Consider the following 17510-nt stretch of genomic DNA (forward strand, 5'->3'; position numbering starts at 1 on the left):
CCAGCAGCACGGCGCCGGTCAGGCGCAGCGGCCAGCCGCGATGGCGCTCGTGCCAGGGCGGCGGCGGGTTGTCGGCATGCGGATTGGACATGCGCTCGAGCAGCTCGCGGGTCATGTGCGCCAGGTGCGGGACCTGCTCGATCTGCGCCTGCACGTTCCTGAGCAGTTGCCGCGGGCTCATGCGCTCGCGCATCCAGCGCTCCAGGTAGGGCTGGCCGGTGCTCCACAGGTCCAGGTCCGGGTACAGCTCGCGGCCCAGGCCCTCGATGTTGAGCAGGGTCTTCTGCAGCAGCACCAGCTGCGGCTGGACCTCCATGTTGAAGCGCCGCGCCACCTGGAACAGGCGCACCAGCAACTGGCCGAAGGAGATGTCCTTCAGCGGCTTCTCGAAGATCGGCTCGCAGACGGTACGGATCGCCGCCTCGAATTCGTTGACCTTGGTTTCCGCCGGCACCCAGCCCGAGTCGATGTGCAGCTGCGCGACCTTGCGGTAGTCGCGTTTGAAGAAGGCCATCAGGTTGCGCGCCAGGTAGTCCTGGTCCTCCGGCGTCAGGCTGCCGACGATGCCGAAGTCCACCGCGATGTACTGCGGGCTCCACGGCTGGTGGGTGCTGACGAAGATGTTGCCGGGGTGCATGTCGGCATGGAAGAAGCTGTCGCGGAACACCTGGGTGAAGAAGATTTCCACGCCGCGCTCGGCGAGCTGGCGCATGTTGGTGTTCTGCCGCGCCAGTGCGGCCATGTCGGTGACCGGCACGCCGTAGATGCGCTCCATCACCAACACCTGCGGGCGGCAGTAGTCCCAGTACACCTGCGGCACGTAGAGCAGCGTCGAGCCCTCGAAGTTGCGCTTGAGCTGGCTGGCATTGGCCGCCTCGCGCAGCAGGTCGAGCTCGTCGTAGATGGTCTTGGCGTAGTCCTCGACCACCTCCACCAGGTGCAGGCGGCGGGCGTCGATGGAGATCCGCTCGGCGCTCTTGGCCAGCATGAACAGCCAGGCCAGGTCCTGGGCGATGACCGGCTTGAGATTCGGCCGCACCACCTTGACCACCACTTCCTCGCCGCTGCGCAGCCGGGCCGCATGTACCTGGGCCACCGAGGCCGAGGCCAGCGGCTTGCTGTCGAAGCGGGCGAACAGCTCGTCGACCGGCGCGCCCAGCTGCTGCTCGATCAGCGCGGTGGCGCGGGCGGAGTCGAACGGCGGCACGCGGTCCTGGAGCATCGCCAGTTCGTCGGCGATGTCCGGTGGCAGCAGGTCGCGACGGGTCGAGAGCAACTGGCCGAACTTGATGAAGATCGGCCCCAGTCCCTCCAGCGCCAGGCGCAGGCGGGCGCCGCGCGACAGCTCGCTGCGCCGCCGCGGAATCCAGCGCCAGGGCAGCAGGTAGCTGGTGCCGCGCAGCCACCAGGGCATCGGCAGGTCGAGGATGATGTCATCGAGGCGGTAGCGGATCACCACCAGCAGGATGCGGAACAGGCGGCGGGCAGCGGCGAACAGCTTCATTCGGGGCGATCTGGATTCAGGTTGTGGGCGAGGCGCTCGATGCGGGCCTCGAGGCGGTCGAGGGTGAGCTTCATGTCGTCCAGTTCGTCGAAGCACGCCTGGGCTTCGGCCTGGCCGACCAGGGCGCGGGCTTCTTCGCTGAGATAGTCGGCCAGGTCCTGGCGCAACGTGTCAGCGTTTTCACGCACCCAGTACAGCGGGTTGCGCAGGCTGCTGCCGAGCAGCTGGGCGCCGACCGGGCCGAGCCAGCGCGAGACTTCGTATTCCCAGTCGAGCTCCAGGTCCTGGAGGATTTCGGCCAGCCCCATCAGCAGGCCGCTGTCGCCGTCGATTTCCACGTCCGGACCATGCAGCACGGCGGTCTTGTCGCGGCTGACGGCCAGGCGCAGCAGGCTGGTGGCCGGCGCGCGCAGGCGGCAATCGGCTTCCGCGCCCCAGCTGGAGGCCAGGCGCAGGCCTTCGTCGTCGGCGAGCAGGAACAGCCGCCAGGCCGGTGCCGTGCAGTCGATCTCGATGATCCGTCCGCCCAGCCGCGCCAACCGCGGCAGTGCCGTGGGGTCCAGGCGCAGGACGCGATTGATGCCGTGCTCGGCGCCGGCCAGCAGAGCCGCGCGCAGCATCAGGGCTTGATGCCCCGGTGCAGGGCGACGATGCCGCCGGTCATGTTGTGGTAGGTGACGCGCTCGAAGCCGGCGTCGACCATCATGCCCTTGAGGGTTTCCTGGTCCGGGTGCATGCGGATCGACTCGGCCAGGTAGCGGTAGCTGTCGGCGTCGTTGGTGATCAGCTTGCCCATCAGCGGCAGCAGGCTGAACGAATAGGCGTCGTAGGCCTTGGAGAACAGCTGGTTGGTCGGCTTGGAGAACTCCAGCACCAGCAGCCGGCCGCCCGGCTTGAGTACGCGCAGCATCGAGGCGATGGCGTCTTCCTTGTGCGTCACGTTGCGCAGGCCGAAGGCGATGGTCACCACGTCGAAGTGGTTGTCCGGGAACGGCAGCTTCTCGGCGTCGGCCTGGACGAACCGGACGTTGCCGGCCACGCCCTTGTCCAGCAGCTTGTCGCGGCCGACCTTGAGCATCGAGGCGTTGATATCGGCCAGCACCACTTCGCCGCTGGGGCCGACGATGCGCGAGAACTGCCGGGTCAGGTCGCCGGTGCCGCCGGCGATGTCCAGCACGCGGTTGCCGTGGCGCACGCCGGAGAGTTCGATGGTGAAGCGCTTCCACAGCCGGTGAACGCCGCCGGACATCAGGTCGTTCATCAGGTCGTACTTGGCGGCCACGGAGTGGAACACCTCGGCCACCTTCTGCGCCTTCTGGCTTTCCGGCACGTTCGTGTAGCCGAAATGGGTGGTCGGTTCTGCGTCATGCGCTTTGCGGGGATCGGTCATGTCACTGTCACCGGAAGAATGTGCCGGGCATTCTAAACCTAAAAAGCCGGCTAATAAGCGTCGAGCTGCGAGCGGTCGGCAAAAGGCGCAGCGACGACGCGTCGCAGGGGGCGACGTGGGTTCGGGGCGCAGTCGGCGGCCTTCGCGCCGTATGCCGGCGCTTTGCTATAGTGCGCACCTTTTCGGGCACCGCAGCCAGGAGTCGTAATGGCCCAGATCATCGTCGAACGTTCCCATAGCCTCGGCCGCGAGGCCGCTCGCGAGAAGGCCGAGCAGCTGGCTGGGCGGCTGGCCCGCGAGTACGGCGTGCACTGCCAGTGGCAGGGCGACGTGCTGGCGGTCAAGCGCAGCGGGGCGGACGGCCGCATCGAGGTGCACGCGGACAGCGTCAGGGTGCAGCTCAAGCTCGGCCTGCTGCTCTCGGCGATGGGCAGCAGCATCCAGAGCCAGATCGAGCGCGCGCTGGACAAGGCGCTGGCCTGAGCCCCGCGCTGCCGTCAGCGCACCGCATGCGGCGAGGCGGCGAGGTAGGGTGGCTGTCGCTTTTTACAGCCACCGCAGCGCCGCCCGGTGGATCGCTGGAGCGCGATCCACCCTACGGTTTCGCGCTCAGAGCATCAGCTTGACCACCGACTCATCGGGGTCGCGGGATTTGCCGGCGGCCGCCAGGGCCGCAAGGTAGTCATCCCAGAGCACCTGCTGATTCAGCGCCAGGCGTTCCAGGTAGTCCCAGGTGAACAGCCCGCTGTCGTGGCCGTCGCTGAAGGTCAGCTTCAGGGCGTACTGGCCGGCGGGCTCGATTCGCTCCAGGCCGACATTCAGCTTGCCGGTCTGCAACACCGGATTGCCATGACCCTGCACCTCGGCCGAAGGCGAGTGCACGCGCAGGAATTCGGCGGGCAGGACGTAGCGTTCAGCGCCGCCGTATTCCAGCTCCAGCGTCTTCGAGGCCTTGTGCAGCTTGATGGCGGTGGGGATGCGCATGGGCATACTCCGTATGAGCTTGAAGCGGAAAGCCAAAGCCGGAAGCCTGTCTGCTGCTGAACAGGTCATCCGTACCCAGCTTCCAGCTTCCAGCTGCTTTTAAAGAATATACCGCGACAGGTCTTCGTCCTGCGCCAGTTCGCCGAGGTGCTCGTTGACGTAGGCCGCGTCGATGCGGATCGGCTCGCCGTTGCGCTGGCCGGCCAGGTCGGCGGCGCTGAAGGAGACTTCTTCCAGCAGGCGCTCGAGCAGGGTGTGCAGGCGGCGCGCGCCGATGTTCTCGGTCTTCTCGTTGACCTGCCAGGCGATCTCGGCGATGCGCTGGATGCCATCGGCGAGGAATTCGACGTGCAGGCCCTCGGTCTTCAGTAGCTCGCGGTACTGCTCGGTGAGGCTGGCGTGCGGTTCGCTGAGGATGCGCTCGAAGTCCTGCGGGGTCAGCGCCTTGAGTTCGACGCGGATCGGCAGGCGGCCCTGCAGTTCCGGCACCAGGTCGCTGGGCTTGGACAGGTGGAAGGCGCCCGAGGCGATGAACAGGATATGGTCGGTCTTGACCATGCCCAGCTTGGTGTTGATCGTGCTGCCCTCGATCAGCGGCAGCAGGTCGCGCTGCACGCCCTCGCGGGAGACGTCGGCGCCGCCGGTGTTACCGCGCTTGGCGACCTTGTCGATCTCGTCGATGAAGACGATGCCGTTCTGCTCCACCGCTTCCAGGGCGCGGGCCTTGAGCTCTTCCTCGTTGACCAGGCGCGCGGCTTCCTCGTCGCGGATCAATTTGAGCGCGTCCTTGATCTTCAGCTTGCGGCTCTTCTTCTTGCCCTTGCCCATGTTGGCGAAGAGGCTCTGCAGCTGGTTGGTCATCTCCTCCATGCCGGGCGGGGCCATGATCTCGACGCCAGCGGGGCTTTCGGCGACCTCGATATCGATCTCCTTGTCGTCCAGCTGGCCTTCGCGCAGGCGCTTGCGGAACAGCTGGCGGGTGTTGGAGTCGCTGCTCGGCGCCGGGTCCTCGTTGAAGCCGGCACGGGCCGGCGGCAGCAGGGCGTCGAGGATGCGCTCCTCGGCGGCGTCCTCGGCGCGGTGGCGCATCCGGTGGACTTCCTGCTCGCGCAGCATCTTCAGTGCGGCATCGGCCAGGTCGCGGATGATCGAGTCGACATCACGGCCGACATAGCCGACTTCGGTGAACTTGGTCGCTTCCACCTTGATGAACGGCGCGTTGGCCAGCTTGGCCAGGCGGCGGGCGATCTCGGTCTTGCCGACGCCGGTCGGGCCGATCATCAGGATGTTCTTCGGGGTGACTTCCTGGCGCAGCTCGGCCGGCAGCTGCATGCGCCGCCAACGGTTGCGCAGGGCGATGGCGACGGCACGCTTGGCGTCGTCCTGGCCGATGATGTGGCGGTTGAGTTCGTGGACGATCTCGCGGGGCGTCATGGGCATTTTCGGTACTCCGGAGGGACGGGACGGTCGGTACTCAGACCTCGCTGTCCAGCTCCTCGATGGTCAGATTCTGGTTGGTGAACACGCAGATGCTGCCGGCGATGTTCAGCGCCGTCTCGGCGATTTCCTGGGCCGACATGTCGTCGCCGGCCTTGAGCAGCAGCGCCTTGGCGGCGGCCTGGGCGAAGCCGCCGCCGGAGCCCATGGCGATCAGGTCGTCCTCGGGCTGCACCACGTCGCCGTTGCCGGTGATGATCAGCGAGGCGTCCTTGTTGGCCACCGCCAGCATGGCTTCCAGGCGGCTCAGCGAGCGGTCGGTACGCCAGTCCTTGGCCAGCTCGACGGCGGCGCGAACCAGATGGCCCTGGTGTTTCTCCAGCTGGCCCTCGAAGCGCTCGAAGAGGGTGAAGGCGTCGGCGGTGGCACCGGCGAAGCCGGCCAGCACCTGGCCGTGGTAGAGGCGGCGGACCTTCTTGGCGTTGCCCTTCATGACGGTGTTGCCCAGGGAAACCTGGCCGTCGCCGCCCATGACGACTTTGCCGTTGCGGCGCACTGAAACGATGGTGGTCAAGGGGAAATCTCCACGCAGCGGGGCGATGAATGCCCGAATGCGCTTGATATGGGGGAGCCCCCGGAGCTTTTCAACGCCGTACGACCATCGGCGTGCAGGCCACGTGTGGCCGCTCTTCACGCCATGGCGAAGTCGAGCTGGCGCCAGGCCTCGTAGACGGCGACTGCCACGGTGTTGGAGAGGTTCAGGCTGCGGCTGTCGGGGCGCATCGGCAGGCGCAGGCGCTGGTCGGTGGGCAGGGCGTCGCGGATCTGCGCCGGCAGGCCGCGGCTTTCCGGGCCGAACAGGAAGGCATCGCCGCGGCGGTAGCGCACTTCATGGAACGGTTGCGAGCCCTTGGTGGTGAAGGCGAACAGGCGCGGCGTGCCGGGCTCGGCCGGGCTGCCCGGCGGCGCGATGCCGAGCTGGTGCAGGCAGCTGTCCAGGTCGGCGTGCCGCTCGAGGGTGGCGTATTCGTGGTAGTCCAGGCCGGCGCGGCGCAGGCGCTTGTCGTCCAGTTCGTAGCCCAGCGGTTCGATCAGGTGCAGGTTGCAGCCGGTGTTGGCGCAGAGCCTGATAATGTTGCCGGTATTCGGAGGGATCTCCGGTTGGAACAGGATGACGTGGAACATGCGTGGCACCGAGGTGGAAGACGAGCGACATTCTACTGTGCCGGACGATCCGCGGCCGCGCCTGCGACGGCGCTTTTTTGCCTCGCTGGTGCTGATCGGACTGCTGCTGGGCGCGATGATCGGCCGGCTCACCGCGCCGGGGCCGGTGCAGCTGGAGCGCATCGAGGAGCAGGCATGGGGACTTACGCTGTGGTTCGATCGCCAGCCCGAGCTCTACGACGAGCACCTCGAAGGCGCCTTCGCCCTGCTGTTGCAGGCGCAGGGCGAGGCACAGTCCGGCCAGTTGCAGGTCGATGGCACGCGGGTGGGCTGGCGGCTGCAGCACACCGCCAAAGGCCTGCTGCTGCACCTGGTGGCGGCCCGCCCGTTGCGGGGGGAGTGGGCCGGGCAGGTCGAAGCCGGCGGCTGGCGCCTCGACGTACGGGTGACGCCGTAGGGTGGATGGCCGAAGCCATCCACGCGGATGCGCTGCCAGATTTCTCGAAGGCGTATCGCTGCACGCCCGCGTGGAAAATCGCTCCGCGAGTTTTCCACCCTACGCTCCTGCCCATGCGTGATCGATACCCGGGTAGGTTGGCGCTGAGCGCAGCGAAGCCCAACAGATACAGGCCCCGTACGTGTTGGGCTTCGTCGCGGCGCTCCTCAACCCAACCTACGCAAGGATGGGGAGCTGGAGGGCGGCGGCTCAGCCGTCGTCGCCCTCGTCGTCGTCATTGCCGTCGACGCGCATGCCCAGTTCCTTGATCTTGCGCGTCAGGGTGTTGCGGCCCCAGCCCAGCAGCAGGGCGGCGTCGCGGCGGCGGCCGGCGGTGTGCTTGAGGGCGGTCTCGATCATGATCCGTTCGAAGGCCGGCACCGCTTCGTCGAGCAGGCTGGACTGGCCGCGCGCCAGGGCCTGGTCGGACCAGTTGCGCAGCGCCTGTTCCCAGTTGTTCGCCGGCTGTGCGTCGGCCTGCTGGCTGAGCAGCTCCGGCGGTAGGTCGCTGACGTGCACCTCGCGGCCGGACGCCATCACGGTGATCCAGCGGCAGGTGTTCTCCAGCTGGCGCACGTTGCCCGGCCAGGGCAGGTGCTGCAGGTATTCCTTGGTCTCCGGCTTGAGCACCTTGGTCTCGACCGCGAGTTCCTGCGCGGCGCTGGCGAGGAAGTGCTCGGCCAGCGCCGGGATGTCCTCGCGGCGGTCGGCCAGGCGCGGGATGTGGATGCGGATGACGTTCAGTCGGTGGAACAGGTCCTCGCGGAATTTTCCGGCCTGCACCAGGGTTTCCAGGTCCTGGTGGGTGGCGGCGATGATGCGCACGTCGACCCGCACCGGCGTATGGCCGCCGACCCGGTAGAACTCGCCATCGGCCAGCACGCGCAGCAGGCGGGTCTGGGTGTCGGCCGGCATGTCGCCGATCTCGTCGAGGAACAGCGTGCCGCCGTCGGCCTGCTCGAAGCGGCCGCGGCGCTGGCTGGCGGCGCCGGTGAAGGCGCCCTTCTCGTGGCCGAACAGTTCCGATTCCATCAGGTCCTTGGGGATCGCCGCCATGTTCAGCGCGATGAACGGCGAGGCCGAGCGCGGACTGTGGCGGTGCAGGGCATGCGCCACCAGCTCCTTGCCGGTACCCGATTCGCCATTGATCAGCACGGTGATGTTGGAATGGCTGAGGCGACCGATGGCGCGGAACACCTCCTGCATCGCCGGCGCCTCGCCGATGATCTCCGGCGTGTGGTGGTGGTTGGCCGGCTCCTTGAGCTGCAACTGTTCCTGCGCATGCTGGTTGGCGCGCTTGACCAGCGACACCGCGTCGTCGACGTCGAACGGCTTGGGCAGGTACTCGAAGGCGCCGCCCTGGTAGGAGGCCACCGCGCTGTCGAGGTCCGAGTGCGCGGTCATGATGATCACCGGCAGGCGCGGATACTGTTCGCGGATCTGCGACAGCAGGTCCAGGCCGCTGAGGCCGGGCATGCGGATGTCGGAAATGATCACGTCCGGCTGCTGGCGGGCGAGGCGGGCGAGCACGCCGTCGGCGCTGTCGAAGCTCTGCGTGGCCATGCCTTCCTGCTGCAGGGCCTTTTCCAGGACCCAGCGGATGGAGCGGTCGTCGTCGACGATCCAGACGTTTTCGCTTCGGCTCATGCTGTTGGGGCTCCTTGTTCCAGTGGCAGGAAGATCGAGAACGCGGTATGGCCGGGGTGGCTCTCGCACTCGATCAGGCCCTGGTGCTGACTGATGATGTTCTGGGTGATGGCCAGGCCGAGCCCGGTTCCGTCGGGCCGGCCGCTGACCATGGGGTAGAAGAGCGTGTTCTGCAGCTCGGCCGGGATACCGGGGCCGTTGTCGATGATTTCGATACGTGCCACCAGGCGGTGGCGGATATGGCCGATGGTGAACTGGCGCAGCGTGCGGGTGCGCAGGGTCAGGCGGCCGAGGCCCAGCTCGGTCTGGCCGGAAAGCGCCTGCATGGCGTTGCGCATGATATTGAGCACGGCCTGGATCATCTGCTCGCGGTCCATCAGCACTTCGGGAATGCTTGGGTCGTAGTCGCGCACCAAAATGATGCTTCCCTGGCATTCCGCTTCGATCAGGCTGGCGACGTGTTCCAGCACCTCGTGGATGTTGGTCATCGCCAGCGAGGGCAGCTTGTTCGAGCCGAGCATGCGGTCCACCAGATTGCGCAGCCGGTCGGCCTCCTCGATGATGACCTCGGTGTAGTCCTGCAGGTGCTCGTCGGGCAGTTCGCGCGCCAGTAGCTGGGCGGCGCCGCGGATGCCGCCGAGGGGGTTCTTGATCTCATGGGCGAGGCCGCGCACCAGCATCTTGGTGGTTTCCTGCTTGGACAACTGCGCCTCTTCCTTGGTGATGCGCAGCAGGCGGTCGCGCGGCAGCACTTCCAGCAGCAGCATGGTTTCCTGGCGGGTCAGCACCGGGGTCACGGCGTAGTCCACGGTCAGGCTCTGGCCGGTGGCCGAGGTCAGCGTCGCCTCGCGCTTGGTGAAGGGGTGGGCTTCTTCCACGGCCTGGCGCAGCGCGGCCAGGGCTTCCGGTGATTCGGTGAACAGTTCGCTGATGAATTGGCCGTGGCTGCGCTGGCCGCTGACGGCCAGCAGCATCTCGGCGGCCGGGTTCATGTATTCCAGGCGCAAGCGCGAATTGAGCAGCAGCGTCGCGGTAGTCAGGTTCTCGATCAGCAGGCGTTGCAGGGCTTCGTTGATCATGGCTGGTCTGCATCCGGAAGGTCAGACAGGAAATGCAAGAACCAAACCAAGGCGCGCCATTCGGGCGCGGGGCGGTATGTTTCCGGCATCGGGCAGCCTGGCCGGTGAACCAAAATGGTGACGAACGGTGTTGCCGCCAATTGTGCGCACCAAATAGGTGCGCACCTTGATCATAGAAAGGGCACGAAGGGGATGTCGCGTTTTTCCGGCGGTTTATCCTTGAGCGGGCATTCCGGACGCACGCCGTAGTCGCCCTTCTGGCAGGGCTTGGCCATGCGCCGCTGGGCCAGCGAGGTGCGTATCAGGTGGAATGGCTGGCTCGCGGTGCGCTGCAGGATGCGGGCCTGCTCGTCCACGACTGCCATCGCGAGCTGATGCGTGCCGCGATCGACATTGCTCAGCACGATGGGTGACTGGCTGGCCGGTGTGCCAAGGGGCTGTTCGTCGAGCAGCAACTGGTAGGCATGTCCGGGCTGCAGGGCGGGCTCGCTCTGGAAGGTGACACTGACCGTGCCGGCGTTGTCGCGGATCGTCTCGTCCGCGGCCGGGCTGAGAATGTGCAACTGGTAGGCGACGACCTCGGCCTCGACCGGCTCGGGCTTTGCGGCCTGGCGCGTGGAGATGGGCGGTGCCGGCATGCTGTTGCCGGGTTTCAGGCGGACCTGTTCGGCCGCCTGGCCGGCCGGGCGATCGGTGAAGACGCGGTTCCCCTCGGCATCTATATAGGTGTAGACCTGGGCGGCCGTCGGCAGCGCGATGACCAGTAGCGCGGCCGCCAGCCAGCGGCTCATGGTGCCGGCCTGGGGCGGAGGGCCGGGCTGGAGGTGTGCACGCGCTGCACGGTGAAGTATTCCGGCTCGCTGCGCTGGATGACCCGTTCGCCGCTGAGCACTTCGACCTGCAGGCGGTGTTCGCCGCGCTCGACATTATTCAGCTGCAGCGAGGTGTCGCTGCCGGCGGCGGCCTGGGGGATGCCGTCGAGCAGAAAGCGCAGAGTGTGGCCGCGCTGCAGCGGTGGCACCAGGCGGGCGCCGACGACGAAGCTGCCGTTGTTGGCGCGCAGTGCTTCTGCGTCCGGGATGCCGGTGACCATCAGTGTCTGGTAGGGCGCCTGGCTGGCCGGCTGTTCGCCGGGTAGCGGCGGCGGTGGCTCGGGGGTGCGGATATTCACGGTATTGGCTGGTGGCAGCTCGACGGCATCGGCCTGGACGCCTTCCGGAGGCTGGTTGGTGAACACGGTATTGCCATGCTCGTCGGTGTACTTGTAGATCTCGGCGCTGGCCGGGACGGTCAGGATCAACAGCAGGCCGAACAATGCGCTACGCATGGGGAGCTCCGCGATGAGGAATGCTGCAAGCCTTGCATCGTGCGGGGCTGGCGGCAAGTCCGATCGGTGGGAATTGCGAGCGGCGACAAGCTGCGGCCTCATCCTGGCCGCGCGGGTTTCACCCGCCCTACGGTTTGCACGGAGCCCCGGCTTGGCGTAGGGCGGGTTGCAACCCGCCGAACGAGGTTCGCAACCACACCATGGCCGAACCATGCATAACCATGTGGAGGGGGCGCGAAAACGAAAAAGGCCACCCGAGGGTGGCCTTTCGTGTCGCGCTTGCTGGCTTAGACGCTGTAGTACAGGTCGTATTCCAGCGGGTGCACGAAGGTGCGCACCTTGATCTCTTCTTCCGCCTTCAGCTCGATGTAGGCATCGATGAAGTCGTCGGAGAACACGCCGCCCTTGGTCAGGAAGGCGCGGCCCTTGTCCAGCTCTTCCAGGGCTTCCTTCAGGCTGCCGCAGACCTGCGGGATCAGCTTGCCTTCTTCCGGCGGCAGATCGTACAGGTTCTTGTCGGCGGCATCGCCAGGGTGGATCTTGTTCTGGATACCGTCCAGGCCGGCCATCAGCAGGGCGGCGAAGGCCAGGTAGGGGTTGGCCGCCGGGTCCGGGAAGCGCGCTCGATGCGACGGGCTTTCGGGCTGTTGACGTACGGGATGCGGATCGAGGCGGAGCGGTTGCGGGCCGAGTAGGCCAGCATGACCGGCGCTTCGAAGCCCGGGACCAGACGCTTGTAGGAGTTGGTCGACGGGTTGGTGAAGCCGTTCAGCGCCTTGCCGTGCTTGATGATGCCGCCGATGAAGTACAGGGCGGTCTCGGACAGGCCGGCATAGCCGTCACCGGCGAAGGTGTTCTTGCCGTCCTTGGAGATGGACATGTGCACGTGCATGCCGGAGCCGTTGTCGCCGTACAGGGGCTTGGGCATGAAGGTGGCGGTCTTGCCGTAGGCGTCGGCGACGTTGTGTACGCAGTACTTGAGGGTCTGCACTTCGTCGGCCTTGGCCACCAGGGTGTTGAACTTCACGCCGATCTCGTTCTGGCCGGCGGTGGCCACTTCGTGGTGGTGTACTTCCACGACCAGGCCCATTTCTTCCAGGGCGTTGCACATGGCGGTGCGGATCTCGTGGTCGTGGTCGACCGGCGGAACCGGGAAGTAACCACCCTTGACGGCCGGACGGTGGCCCTTGTTGCCGCCTTCGATCTCGCCGTCGGTCATCCAGGATGCCTGCTCGGAGTAGATCTTGAACATCGAGCCGGAGATGTCGGACTTGAACTTCACCTGGTCGAAGACGAAGAACTCCGGCTCCGGGCCGACGAATACGGTGTCACCGATACCGGTGGACTTGAGGAATTCCTCGGCGCGGCGGGCGATGGCGCGCGGGTCGCGATCGTAACCCTGCATGGTGGAGGGCTCGATGATGTCGCAGACCAGGATCAGGGTCGGCTCTTCGGTGAACGGATCCAGCACGGCGGTGCTGTCGTCCGGCATCAGGATCATGTCGGAGGCTTCGATGCCCTTCCAGCCAGCGATGGACGAACCGTCGAACATCTTGCCGTACTCGAAGAAGTCATCATCGGCATCACGGGCCGGCATGGTGACGTGCTGCTGTTTGCCTTTGGTATCGGTGAAGCGCAGATCAATCCACTTCACATCGTAATCTTTGATCAGTTGAAGCGACTTCGACATGGTGTTCTCCAAGTGGTGGAAGCGTGACAGTTATGCTTCCGAATCAGGGTGAAGCCGGCGGCGATGTTCCGCCAAGGCGACCTGCCTCACAAGAGAGCAAATTGCATGCCAGTGCTCTTTGTTGGAACTATTCGCCCTGTTTGGTGTGGTGGCGGCGATTTTTCGACGAAGAAGCCGGTATGTGCACCGTTGTAGTGCACTGTAATAGTGCATTGGTGTGCTTGCTGGCATTGTTTTGGTGCATTGTCGGGCTGATGAGAAAATCGGTCAAAGCTTGAGCAGTTTCCGCTATACTCCGCGCCCCTCTTTTCATGCCTCGCCGGCGCACGTGCTGTTTCCATGAAGCTGATCGTCAAGGTTTTCCCCGAAATCACCATCAAGAGCCCGCCGGTGCGCAAGGGGTTCATTCGCCAGCTGGCGAAGAACATCCGCACCGTGCTGCGCGAGCTCGATCCCGAGCTGCGGGTCGAGGGCGTGTGGGACAACATCGAGGTGGAAACCGCGCTCAGCGAGCCGAAGCTGTTGCGCGAGATGATCGAGCGCCTGCGTTGCACGCCGGGTATCGCCCATTGCCTGGAGGTGCATGAATACCCGCTGGGCGATCTGGACGACATCGTCGCCAAGTGCAAGGCGCACTACGCCAAGCGCCTGCCGGGCAGGATCTTCGCCGTGCGCTGCAAGCGTGCCGGCAAGCATCCGTTCAGCTCCATGGACGTCGAGCGCCATGTCGGCAGCCAGCTGCGCCAGCAATGCGGCGCCGCCGGCATCTCGCTGAAGGCGCCGGAAGTCGAGGTGCGCATGGAGATACGCGACCAGCGCCTGTTCGTCGTGCACCAGCAGCACGACGGCATCGGCGGCTACCCGCTGGGTGCGCTGGAGCAGACCCTGGTGCTGATGTCCGGCGGGTTCGACTCCACCGTCGCCGCCTACCAGATGATGCGTCGCGGGCTGATGACCCACTTCTGCTTCTTCAACCTCGGCGGCCGCGCCCACGAGCTGGGCGTGATGGAAGTCGCCCACTATCTGTGGAAGAAGTACGGCAGCTCGCACCGCGTGCTGTTCGTCAGCGTGCCGTTCGAGGAAGTGGTCGGCGAGATCCTGCAGAAGGTCGACAACAGCCAGATGGGCGTGGTCTTGAAGCGCATGATGCTGCGCGCCTCGAGCGAGATAGCCGAGCGCCTGCGCATCGATGCGCTGGTCACCGGCGAGGCGATTTCCCAGGTCTCCAGCCAGACTCTGCCGAACCTCTCGGTGATCGATGCGGCTACCGACATGCTGGTGCTGCGCCCGCTGATCGCCAGCCACAAGCAGGACATCATCGACACCGCCTTCCAGATCGGCACCGCCGAGTTCGCCAAGAACATGCCCGAGTACTGCGGGGTGATCTCGAAGAACCCGACCACCCGCGCCAAGCGCTACCGCGTCGAGCATGAGGAAAAGCAGTTCGACATGGCCATCCTCGAGCGCGCCCTGGCCAATGCCCGCCAAGTGCCGATCGACCGGGTGATCGACGAGCTGGGCCAGGACATCAGGGTCGAGGAAGTCCGCGAGGCGATGGCTGGCCAGGTCATCCTCGACATCCGTCACCCCGATGCCGCCGAGGACGAACCGCTCGAGCTGCCGGGCATCGAAGTACAGGCGCTGCCGTTCTACGCGCTGAACAACCGTTTCAAGGAGCTGGATGAAAACCGCCAGTACCTGCTGTATTGCGACAAAGGTGTCATGAGCCGCCTGCATGCTCACCATCTGCTGAGCGAGGGGCATGTGAATGTGCGCGTCTATCGTCCGGCCTGACGCATCGGTGAAACAGCCGGGGCTATTGGGTGGCAGCATTCGCCACCGTCCTCCCGACCGCTGCTGATCGCAAGGCCCAGTCGTTACAACTCGGACAGCCTGACGTCGTCCGGACTATTCCCAGCTTCCAGCCCGAGCTCGAAGCCATCTACAGAGAAACGAATCAGTGATCGAGAATCTCCGCAACATCGCCATCATCGCCCACGTCGACCATGGCAAGACCACCCTCGTCGACAAGCTGCTGCGCCTGTCCGGCACCCTCGACCGCAAAGAGGCGGAAAACGAGCGCGTGATGGACTCCAACGACCAGGAGAAGGAACGCGGCATCACCATCCTGGCCAAGAACACCGCGCTGAAGTGGAACGGCTACAACATCAACATCGTCGACACCCCCGGCCACGCCGACTTCGGCGGTGAAGTCGAGCGCGTGATGAGCATGGTCGACTCCGTGCTGCTGGTGGTCGACGCCCAGGACGGCCCCATGCCGCAGACCCGTTTCGTGACCCAGAAGGCCTTCAAGGCCGGCCTGCGTCCGATCGTCGTGGTGAACAAGATCGACCGCCCGGGTGCGCGTCCGGACTGGGTCATCGACCAGATCTTCGACCTGTTCGACAACCTCGGCGCCACCGACGAGCAGCTGGACTTCCCGATCGTCTACGCCAGCGCCCTGAACGGCATCGCCGGCATGGATCACGAGAACATGGACGACAACATGGATGCCCTGTTCCAGGCCATCATCGACCACGTCCCGGCGCCCAAGGTGGACCTCGACGGTCCGTTCCAGATGCAGATCTCGCAGCTGGACTACAACAGCTTCCTCGGCGTGATCGGCATCGGCCGCATCGCCCGCGGCATCATCAAGGCCAACAGTCCGGTGACCGCCATCGGCGCCGACGGCAAGAAGCGCAACGGCCGCATCCTGAAGATCATGGGCCACTCCGGCCTGCAGCGCGTCGAAGTCGCCGAAGCCGAAGCCGGCGACATCGTCTGCGTCTCGGGCATGGACGAGCTGTACATCTCCGACACCCTCTGCGACCAGAACGCCGTCGAGGCGCTGCCGCCGCTGACCGTCGACCAGCCGACCGTGAGCATGACCTTCCAGGTCAACGACTCGCCGTTCGCCGGCAAGGAAGGCAAGTTCGTCACCAGCCGCAACATCAAGGATCGTCTCGACAAGGAGCTGCTGCACAACGTCGCCCTGCGCGTCGAGCCGGGCGATAGCCCGGAGAAGTTCAAGGTCTCCGGTCGCGGCGAGCTGCATCTCTCGGTATTGATCGAAACCATGCGTCGTGAAGGCTTCGAACTGGCCGTGGGCCGTCCGGAAGTGGTGATCATCGAGAACGAGGCCGGCGAGAAGCAGGAGCCGTACGAGAACGTCACCATCGACATCGAAGAGCAGCACCAAGGGCCGGTGATGGAGCAGATGGGCCTGCGCAAGGGCGATCTGACCAACATGATCCCCGACGGCAAGGGCCGCGTGCGCCTGGAATACACCATCCCGGCGCGCGGCCTGATCGGCTTCCGCAACAACTTCCTGACCCTGACCTCGGGCACCGGCATCCTGACCTCGACCTTCAGCCACTACGGCCCGATCAAGGCCGGCGAAGTCACCAACCGCCAGAACGGCGTGCTGGTCTCCATGGCCACCGGTACCGCGCTGACCTACTCGCTGGAAACCCTGCAGGCGCGCGGCAAGCTGTTCCTGGCGCCGGGCGACGAGATCTACGAAGGCCAGCTGTGCGGCATCAACAGCCGTGACAACGACCTGGTGCTCAACCCGACCAAGGGCAAGAAGCTCGACAACATGCGCGCTTCCGGCAAGGACGAAGTCATTGCCCTGGTGCCGCCGATCAAGTTCACCCTCGAGCAGGCGCTGGAATTCATCGCCGACGACGAGCTGGTGGAAGTGACGCCGAAGTCGATTCGCCTGCGCAAGAAGTTCCTCAACGAGAACGACCGCAAGCGCTACGAGCGCAGCAAGGTCTGAATGTCGTTGCGATAAGACAGGGGCGCCTTCGGGCGCCCTTGTTGTTTGGGGCCGTGCTGGCGGTACTGTTCAAGGGGCTGGTGCGCGTCCTCGCCAACGAACTGCGTGGCCGTGACATCACCGTCAACGCGGTCGCGCCGGCAAAGACCTGGAGCAGGGTGACCAAGGCGTAAGTGCAGCGCGCCAACGGTGAGTCGCGCCCGATTCGTGGAGGGTCTGCCGGGCGATGTAATTCGTATGCTTGTGGGGGAGGAACGCTCGAGACTATCATGAGAAGCATTCTCAAATAGGGCCGGCGTCACCCGGCAAGACGAGCGCTCATGCCTGCGGCCGATACTTCCCTTCACGATGCTGTGCGTTACCTCTACCAGCAGCATCATGGCTGGCTCTACGCCTGGCTGCGTCGGCGCCTGGGTTGCGCCGACAATGCGGCGGACCTGACCCAGGACACCTTTGCCCGCCTGCTCGCTTCGCGCCGGGTGCTGGACGCCCGTGAGCCGCGTGCCTACCTGACCACGGTGGCGAAGGGCCTGCTGGTCAACTGGTACCAGCGCCAGTCGCTGGAGCGCGCCTATCTCGAGGCACTGGCGGGACTGCCCGAGGAGCAGGTGCCGCCGCCGGAACAGCGCCTGCTGGTGCTGGAGACCCTGCACGAGATCGATGCCATGCTCGACAGCCTGCCGGGCCGCGTGCGCCGTGCCTTCCTGCTGTCGCAGATCGACGGCATGAAGTACGAGGCCATCGCGGTCGAGCTCGGCGTTTCGCTGGGCTCGGTCAAGCGCTATATGCAGCAGGCGTTCCGCCATTGCCTGGAGGTGATGGCATGAGCGGCCGGGCGCAGGCGGGCGATGCCGTCATCGCCCCGGCCATCCTCGACGAGGCCGCGGCCTGGTTGGTGCAGCTGCACGCGGGGGAGCCGAGCGAAGCCGATCGTCAGGCCTGCGCGCAGTGGCGCCAGCGCAGCCGCGAACACGCACTGGCCTGGGCGCGCGCCGAGCGTCTGCTGGGACG

General features: G+C 65.8%; 17 protein-coding genes and 1 pseudogene. 6 read left to right on the forward strand and 12 right to left on the reverse strand.

Annotation, left to right across the window (positions count from 1 at the left end):
* The 3 genes from ubiB to ubiE form a co-directional block, all read right to left on the reverse strand.
* On the reverse strand, positions 1 to 1504 hold a 1504-nt coding region (gene ubiB / locus BAY1663_RS18690), incomplete at its 3' end, for a ubiquinone biosynthesis regulatory protein kinase UbiB (RefSeq protein WP_037043634.1).
* On the reverse strand, positions 1501 to 2124 hold the full coding sequence (locus BAY1663_RS18695) for an SCP2 domain-containing protein (protein WP_037043638.1): 624 nt from the start codon (positions 2122 to 2124) through the stop codon (positions 1501 to 1503). The genes BAY1663_RS18695 and ubiB, both read right to left, overlap by 4 nt.
* Positions 2124 to 2894, reverse strand: a complete 771-nt coding sequence (gene ubiE / locus BAY1663_RS18700) for a bifunctional demethylmenaquinone methyltransferase/2-methoxy-6-polyprenyl-1,4-benzoquinol methylase UbiE (protein WP_037043640.1) — start codon at positions 2892 to 2894, stop codon at positions 2124 to 2126. Before ubiE ends, BAY1663_RS18695 begins: the two co-directional genes overlap by 1 nt.
* Positions 2895 to 3101: 207 nt before the next feature.
* Here ubiE and BAY1663_RS18705 point away from each other — a divergent pair, with 207 nt between their 5' ends.
* Positions 3102 to 3377, forward strand: coding sequence for a polyhydroxyalkanoic acid system family protein (locus tag BAY1663_RS18705; protein WP_037043643.1), 276 nt, complete (start codon positions 3102 to 3104; stop codon positions 3375 to 3377).
* 126 nt (positions 3378 to 3503) lie between these two features.
* On the opposite strand, the gene BAY1663_RS18710 is transcribed toward BAY1663_RS18705, so the two are convergent.
* The 4 genes from BAY1663_RS18710 to BAY1663_RS18725 all read right to left on the reverse strand — a co-directional run bounded on the left by BAY1663_RS18710 (position 3504) and on the right by BAY1663_RS18725 (position 6500).
* The gene (locus BAY1663_RS18710; RefSeq protein WP_037043645.1) at positions 3504 to 3878 is read right to left on the reverse strand and encodes a gamma-butyrobetaine hydroxylase-like domain-containing protein; all 375 of its coding nucleotides are present in this window, start codon (positions 3876 to 3878) and stop codon (positions 3504 to 3506) included.
* Positions 3879 to 3977: 99 nt separating this feature from the next.
* The gene (hslU, locus tag BAY1663_RS18715; RefSeq protein WP_037043648.1) at positions 3978 to 5318 is read right to left on the reverse strand and encodes an ATP-dependent protease ATPase subunit HslU; all 1341 of its coding nucleotides are present in this window, start codon (positions 5316 to 5318) and stop codon (positions 3978 to 3980) included.
* A 34-nt stretch (positions 5319 to 5352) separates the two neighbouring features.
* Positions 5353 to 5889, reverse strand: a complete 537-nt coding sequence (gene hslV / locus BAY1663_RS18720) for an ATP-dependent protease subunit HslV (RefSeq protein WP_037043650.1) — start codon at positions 5887 to 5889, stop codon at positions 5353 to 5355.
* A gap of 116 nt (positions 5890 to 6005) precedes the next feature.
* Positions 6006 to 6500: a tRNA (cytidine(34)-2'-O)-methyltransferase gene (locus BAY1663_RS18725; RefSeq protein WP_037043653.1), complete on the reverse strand. Its 495-nt coding sequence runs from the start codon at positions 6498 to 6500 to the stop codon at positions 6006 to 6008.
* On the opposite strand from BAY1663_RS18725, the gene BAY1663_RS18730 reads away from it, so the two are divergent.
* The gene (locus BAY1663_RS18730; protein WP_037043655.1) at positions 6499 to 6936 is read left to right on the forward strand and encodes a hypothetical protein; all 438 of its coding nucleotides are present in this window, start codon (positions 6499 to 6501) and stop codon (positions 6934 to 6936) included. The genes BAY1663_RS18725 and BAY1663_RS18730 overlap by 2 nt on opposite strands.
* A 249-nt stretch (positions 6937 to 7185) precedes the next feature.
* On the opposite strand, the gene ntrC is transcribed toward BAY1663_RS18730, so the two are convergent.
* The 5 genes and pseudogenes from ntrC to glnA form a co-directional block, all read right to left on the reverse strand.
* On the reverse strand, positions 7186 to 8622 hold the full coding sequence (gene ntrC / locus BAY1663_RS18735) for a nitrogen regulation protein NR(I) (protein ID WP_037043658.1): 1437 nt from the start codon (positions 8620 to 8622) through the stop codon (positions 7186 to 7188).
* Positions 8619 to 9701 carry a nitrogen regulation protein NR(II) gene (gene glnL, locus BAY1663_RS18740; protein WP_037043661.1) on the reverse strand — a complete coding sequence of 361 codons (1083 nt, stop codon included), beginning with the start codon at positions 9699 to 9701 and terminating at the stop codon, positions 8619 to 8621. Before glnL ends, ntrC begins: the two co-directional genes overlap by 4 nt.
* 170 nt (positions 9702 to 9871) lie before the next feature.
* Complete coding sequence (locus BAY1663_RS18745) at positions 9872 to 10492, reverse strand: DUF4124 domain-containing protein (protein ID WP_037043664.1); 621 nt, start codon at positions 10490 to 10492, stop codon at positions 9872 to 9874.
* Entirely contained in the window at positions 10489 to 11028 is a 540-nt protein-coding gene (locus BAY1663_RS18750) for a DUF4124 domain-containing protein (protein WP_037043667.1), read from the reverse strand. The genes BAY1663_RS18745 and BAY1663_RS18750 overlap by 4 nt, the downstream gene beginning before the upstream one ends.
* A 287-nt stretch (positions 11029 to 11315) precedes the next feature.
* A pseudogene (glnA, locus tag BAY1663_RS18755) lies at positions 11316 to 12718 on the reverse strand (glutamate--ammonia ligase).
* 339 nt (positions 12719 to 13057) lie between these two features.
* On the opposite strand from glnA, the gene thiI reads away from it, so the two are divergent.
* From thiI to BAY1663_RS18775, 4 genes are all read left to right on the forward strand, one after another.
* Entirely contained in the window at positions 13058 to 14512 is a 1455-nt protein-coding gene (thiI, locus tag BAY1663_RS18760) for a tRNA uracil 4-sulfurtransferase ThiI (protein WP_037043671.1), read from the forward strand.
* A 166-nt stretch (positions 14513 to 14678) separates the two neighbouring features.
* Entirely contained in the window at positions 14679 to 16499 is a 1821-nt protein-coding gene (gene typA / locus BAY1663_RS18765; protein ID WP_037043673.1) for a translational GTPase TypA, read from the forward strand.
* 320 nt (positions 16500 to 16819) lie between these two features.
* A complete protein-coding gene (locus BAY1663_RS18770) occupies positions 16820 to 17326 on the forward strand; it encodes a sigma-70 family RNA polymerase sigma factor (RefSeq protein WP_037043676.1) in 507 nt (168 codons plus the stop codon).
* Positions 17323 to 17510, forward strand: a 188-nt coding sequence (locus BAY1663_RS18775) for a DUF4880 domain-containing protein (RefSeq protein ID WP_037043679.1), incomplete at its 3' end; no start/stop codon positions are given. The genes BAY1663_RS18770 and BAY1663_RS18775, both read left to right, overlap by 4 nt.

Source organism: Pseudomonas sp. BAY1663, from assembly GCF_000582595.1.
GTDB lineage: Bacteria > Pseudomonadota > Gammaproteobacteria > Pseudomonadales > Pseudomonadaceae > Stutzerimonas > Stutzerimonas stutzeri_AF.

Coding starts and splice junctions, on each gene's coding strand:
- BAY1663_RS18695 (WP_037043638.1), bottom strand. CDS start 2,124: ATGCTGCGCGCGGCTCTGCTGGCCGGCGCCGAGCACGGCATCAATCGC.
- glnL (WP_037043661.1), bottom strand. CDS start 9,701: ATGATCAACGAAGCCCTGCAACGCCTGCTGATCGAGAACCTGACTACC.
- BAY1663_RS18730 (WP_037043655.1), top strand. CDS start 6,499: ATGCGTGGCACCGAGGTGGAAGACGAGCGACATTCTACTGTGCCGGAC.
- BAY1663_RS18770 (WP_037043676.1), top strand. CDS start 16,820: ATGCCTGCGGCCGATACTTCCCTTCACGATGCTGTGCGTTACCTCTAC.
- BAY1663_RS18710 (WP_037043645.1), bottom strand. CDS start 3,878: ATGCGCATCCCCACCGCCATCAAGCTGCACAAGGCCTCGAAGACGCTG.
- BAY1663_RS18745 (WP_037043664.1), bottom strand. CDS start 10,492: ATGAGCCGCTGGCTGGCGGCCGCGCTACTGGTCATCGCGCTGCCGACG.
- hslU (WP_037043648.1), bottom strand. CDS start 5,318: ATGCCCATGACGCCCCGCGAGATCGTCCACGAACTCAACCGCCACATC.
- ubiE (WP_037043640.1), bottom strand. CDS start 2,894: ATGACCGATCCCCGCAAAGCGCATGACGCAGAACCGACCACCCATTTC.
- BAY1663_RS18725 (WP_037043653.1), bottom strand. CDS start 6,500: ATGTTCCACGTCATCCTGTTCCAACCGGAGATCCCTCCGAATACCGGC.
- BAY1663_RS18705 (WP_037043643.1), top strand. CDS start 3,102: ATGGCCCAGATCATCGTCGAACGTTCCCATAGCCTCGGCCGCGAGGCC.
- ntrC (WP_037043658.1), bottom strand. CDS start 8,622: ATGAGCCGAAGCGAAAACGTCTGGATCGTCGACGACGACCGCTCCATC.
- thiI (WP_037043671.1), top strand. CDS start 13,058: ATGAAGCTGATCGTCAAGGTTTTCCCCGAAATCACCATCAAGAGCCCG.
- BAY1663_RS18750 (WP_037043667.1), bottom strand. CDS start 11,028: ATGCGTAGCGCATTGTTCGGCCTGCTGTTGATCCTGACCGTCCCGGCC.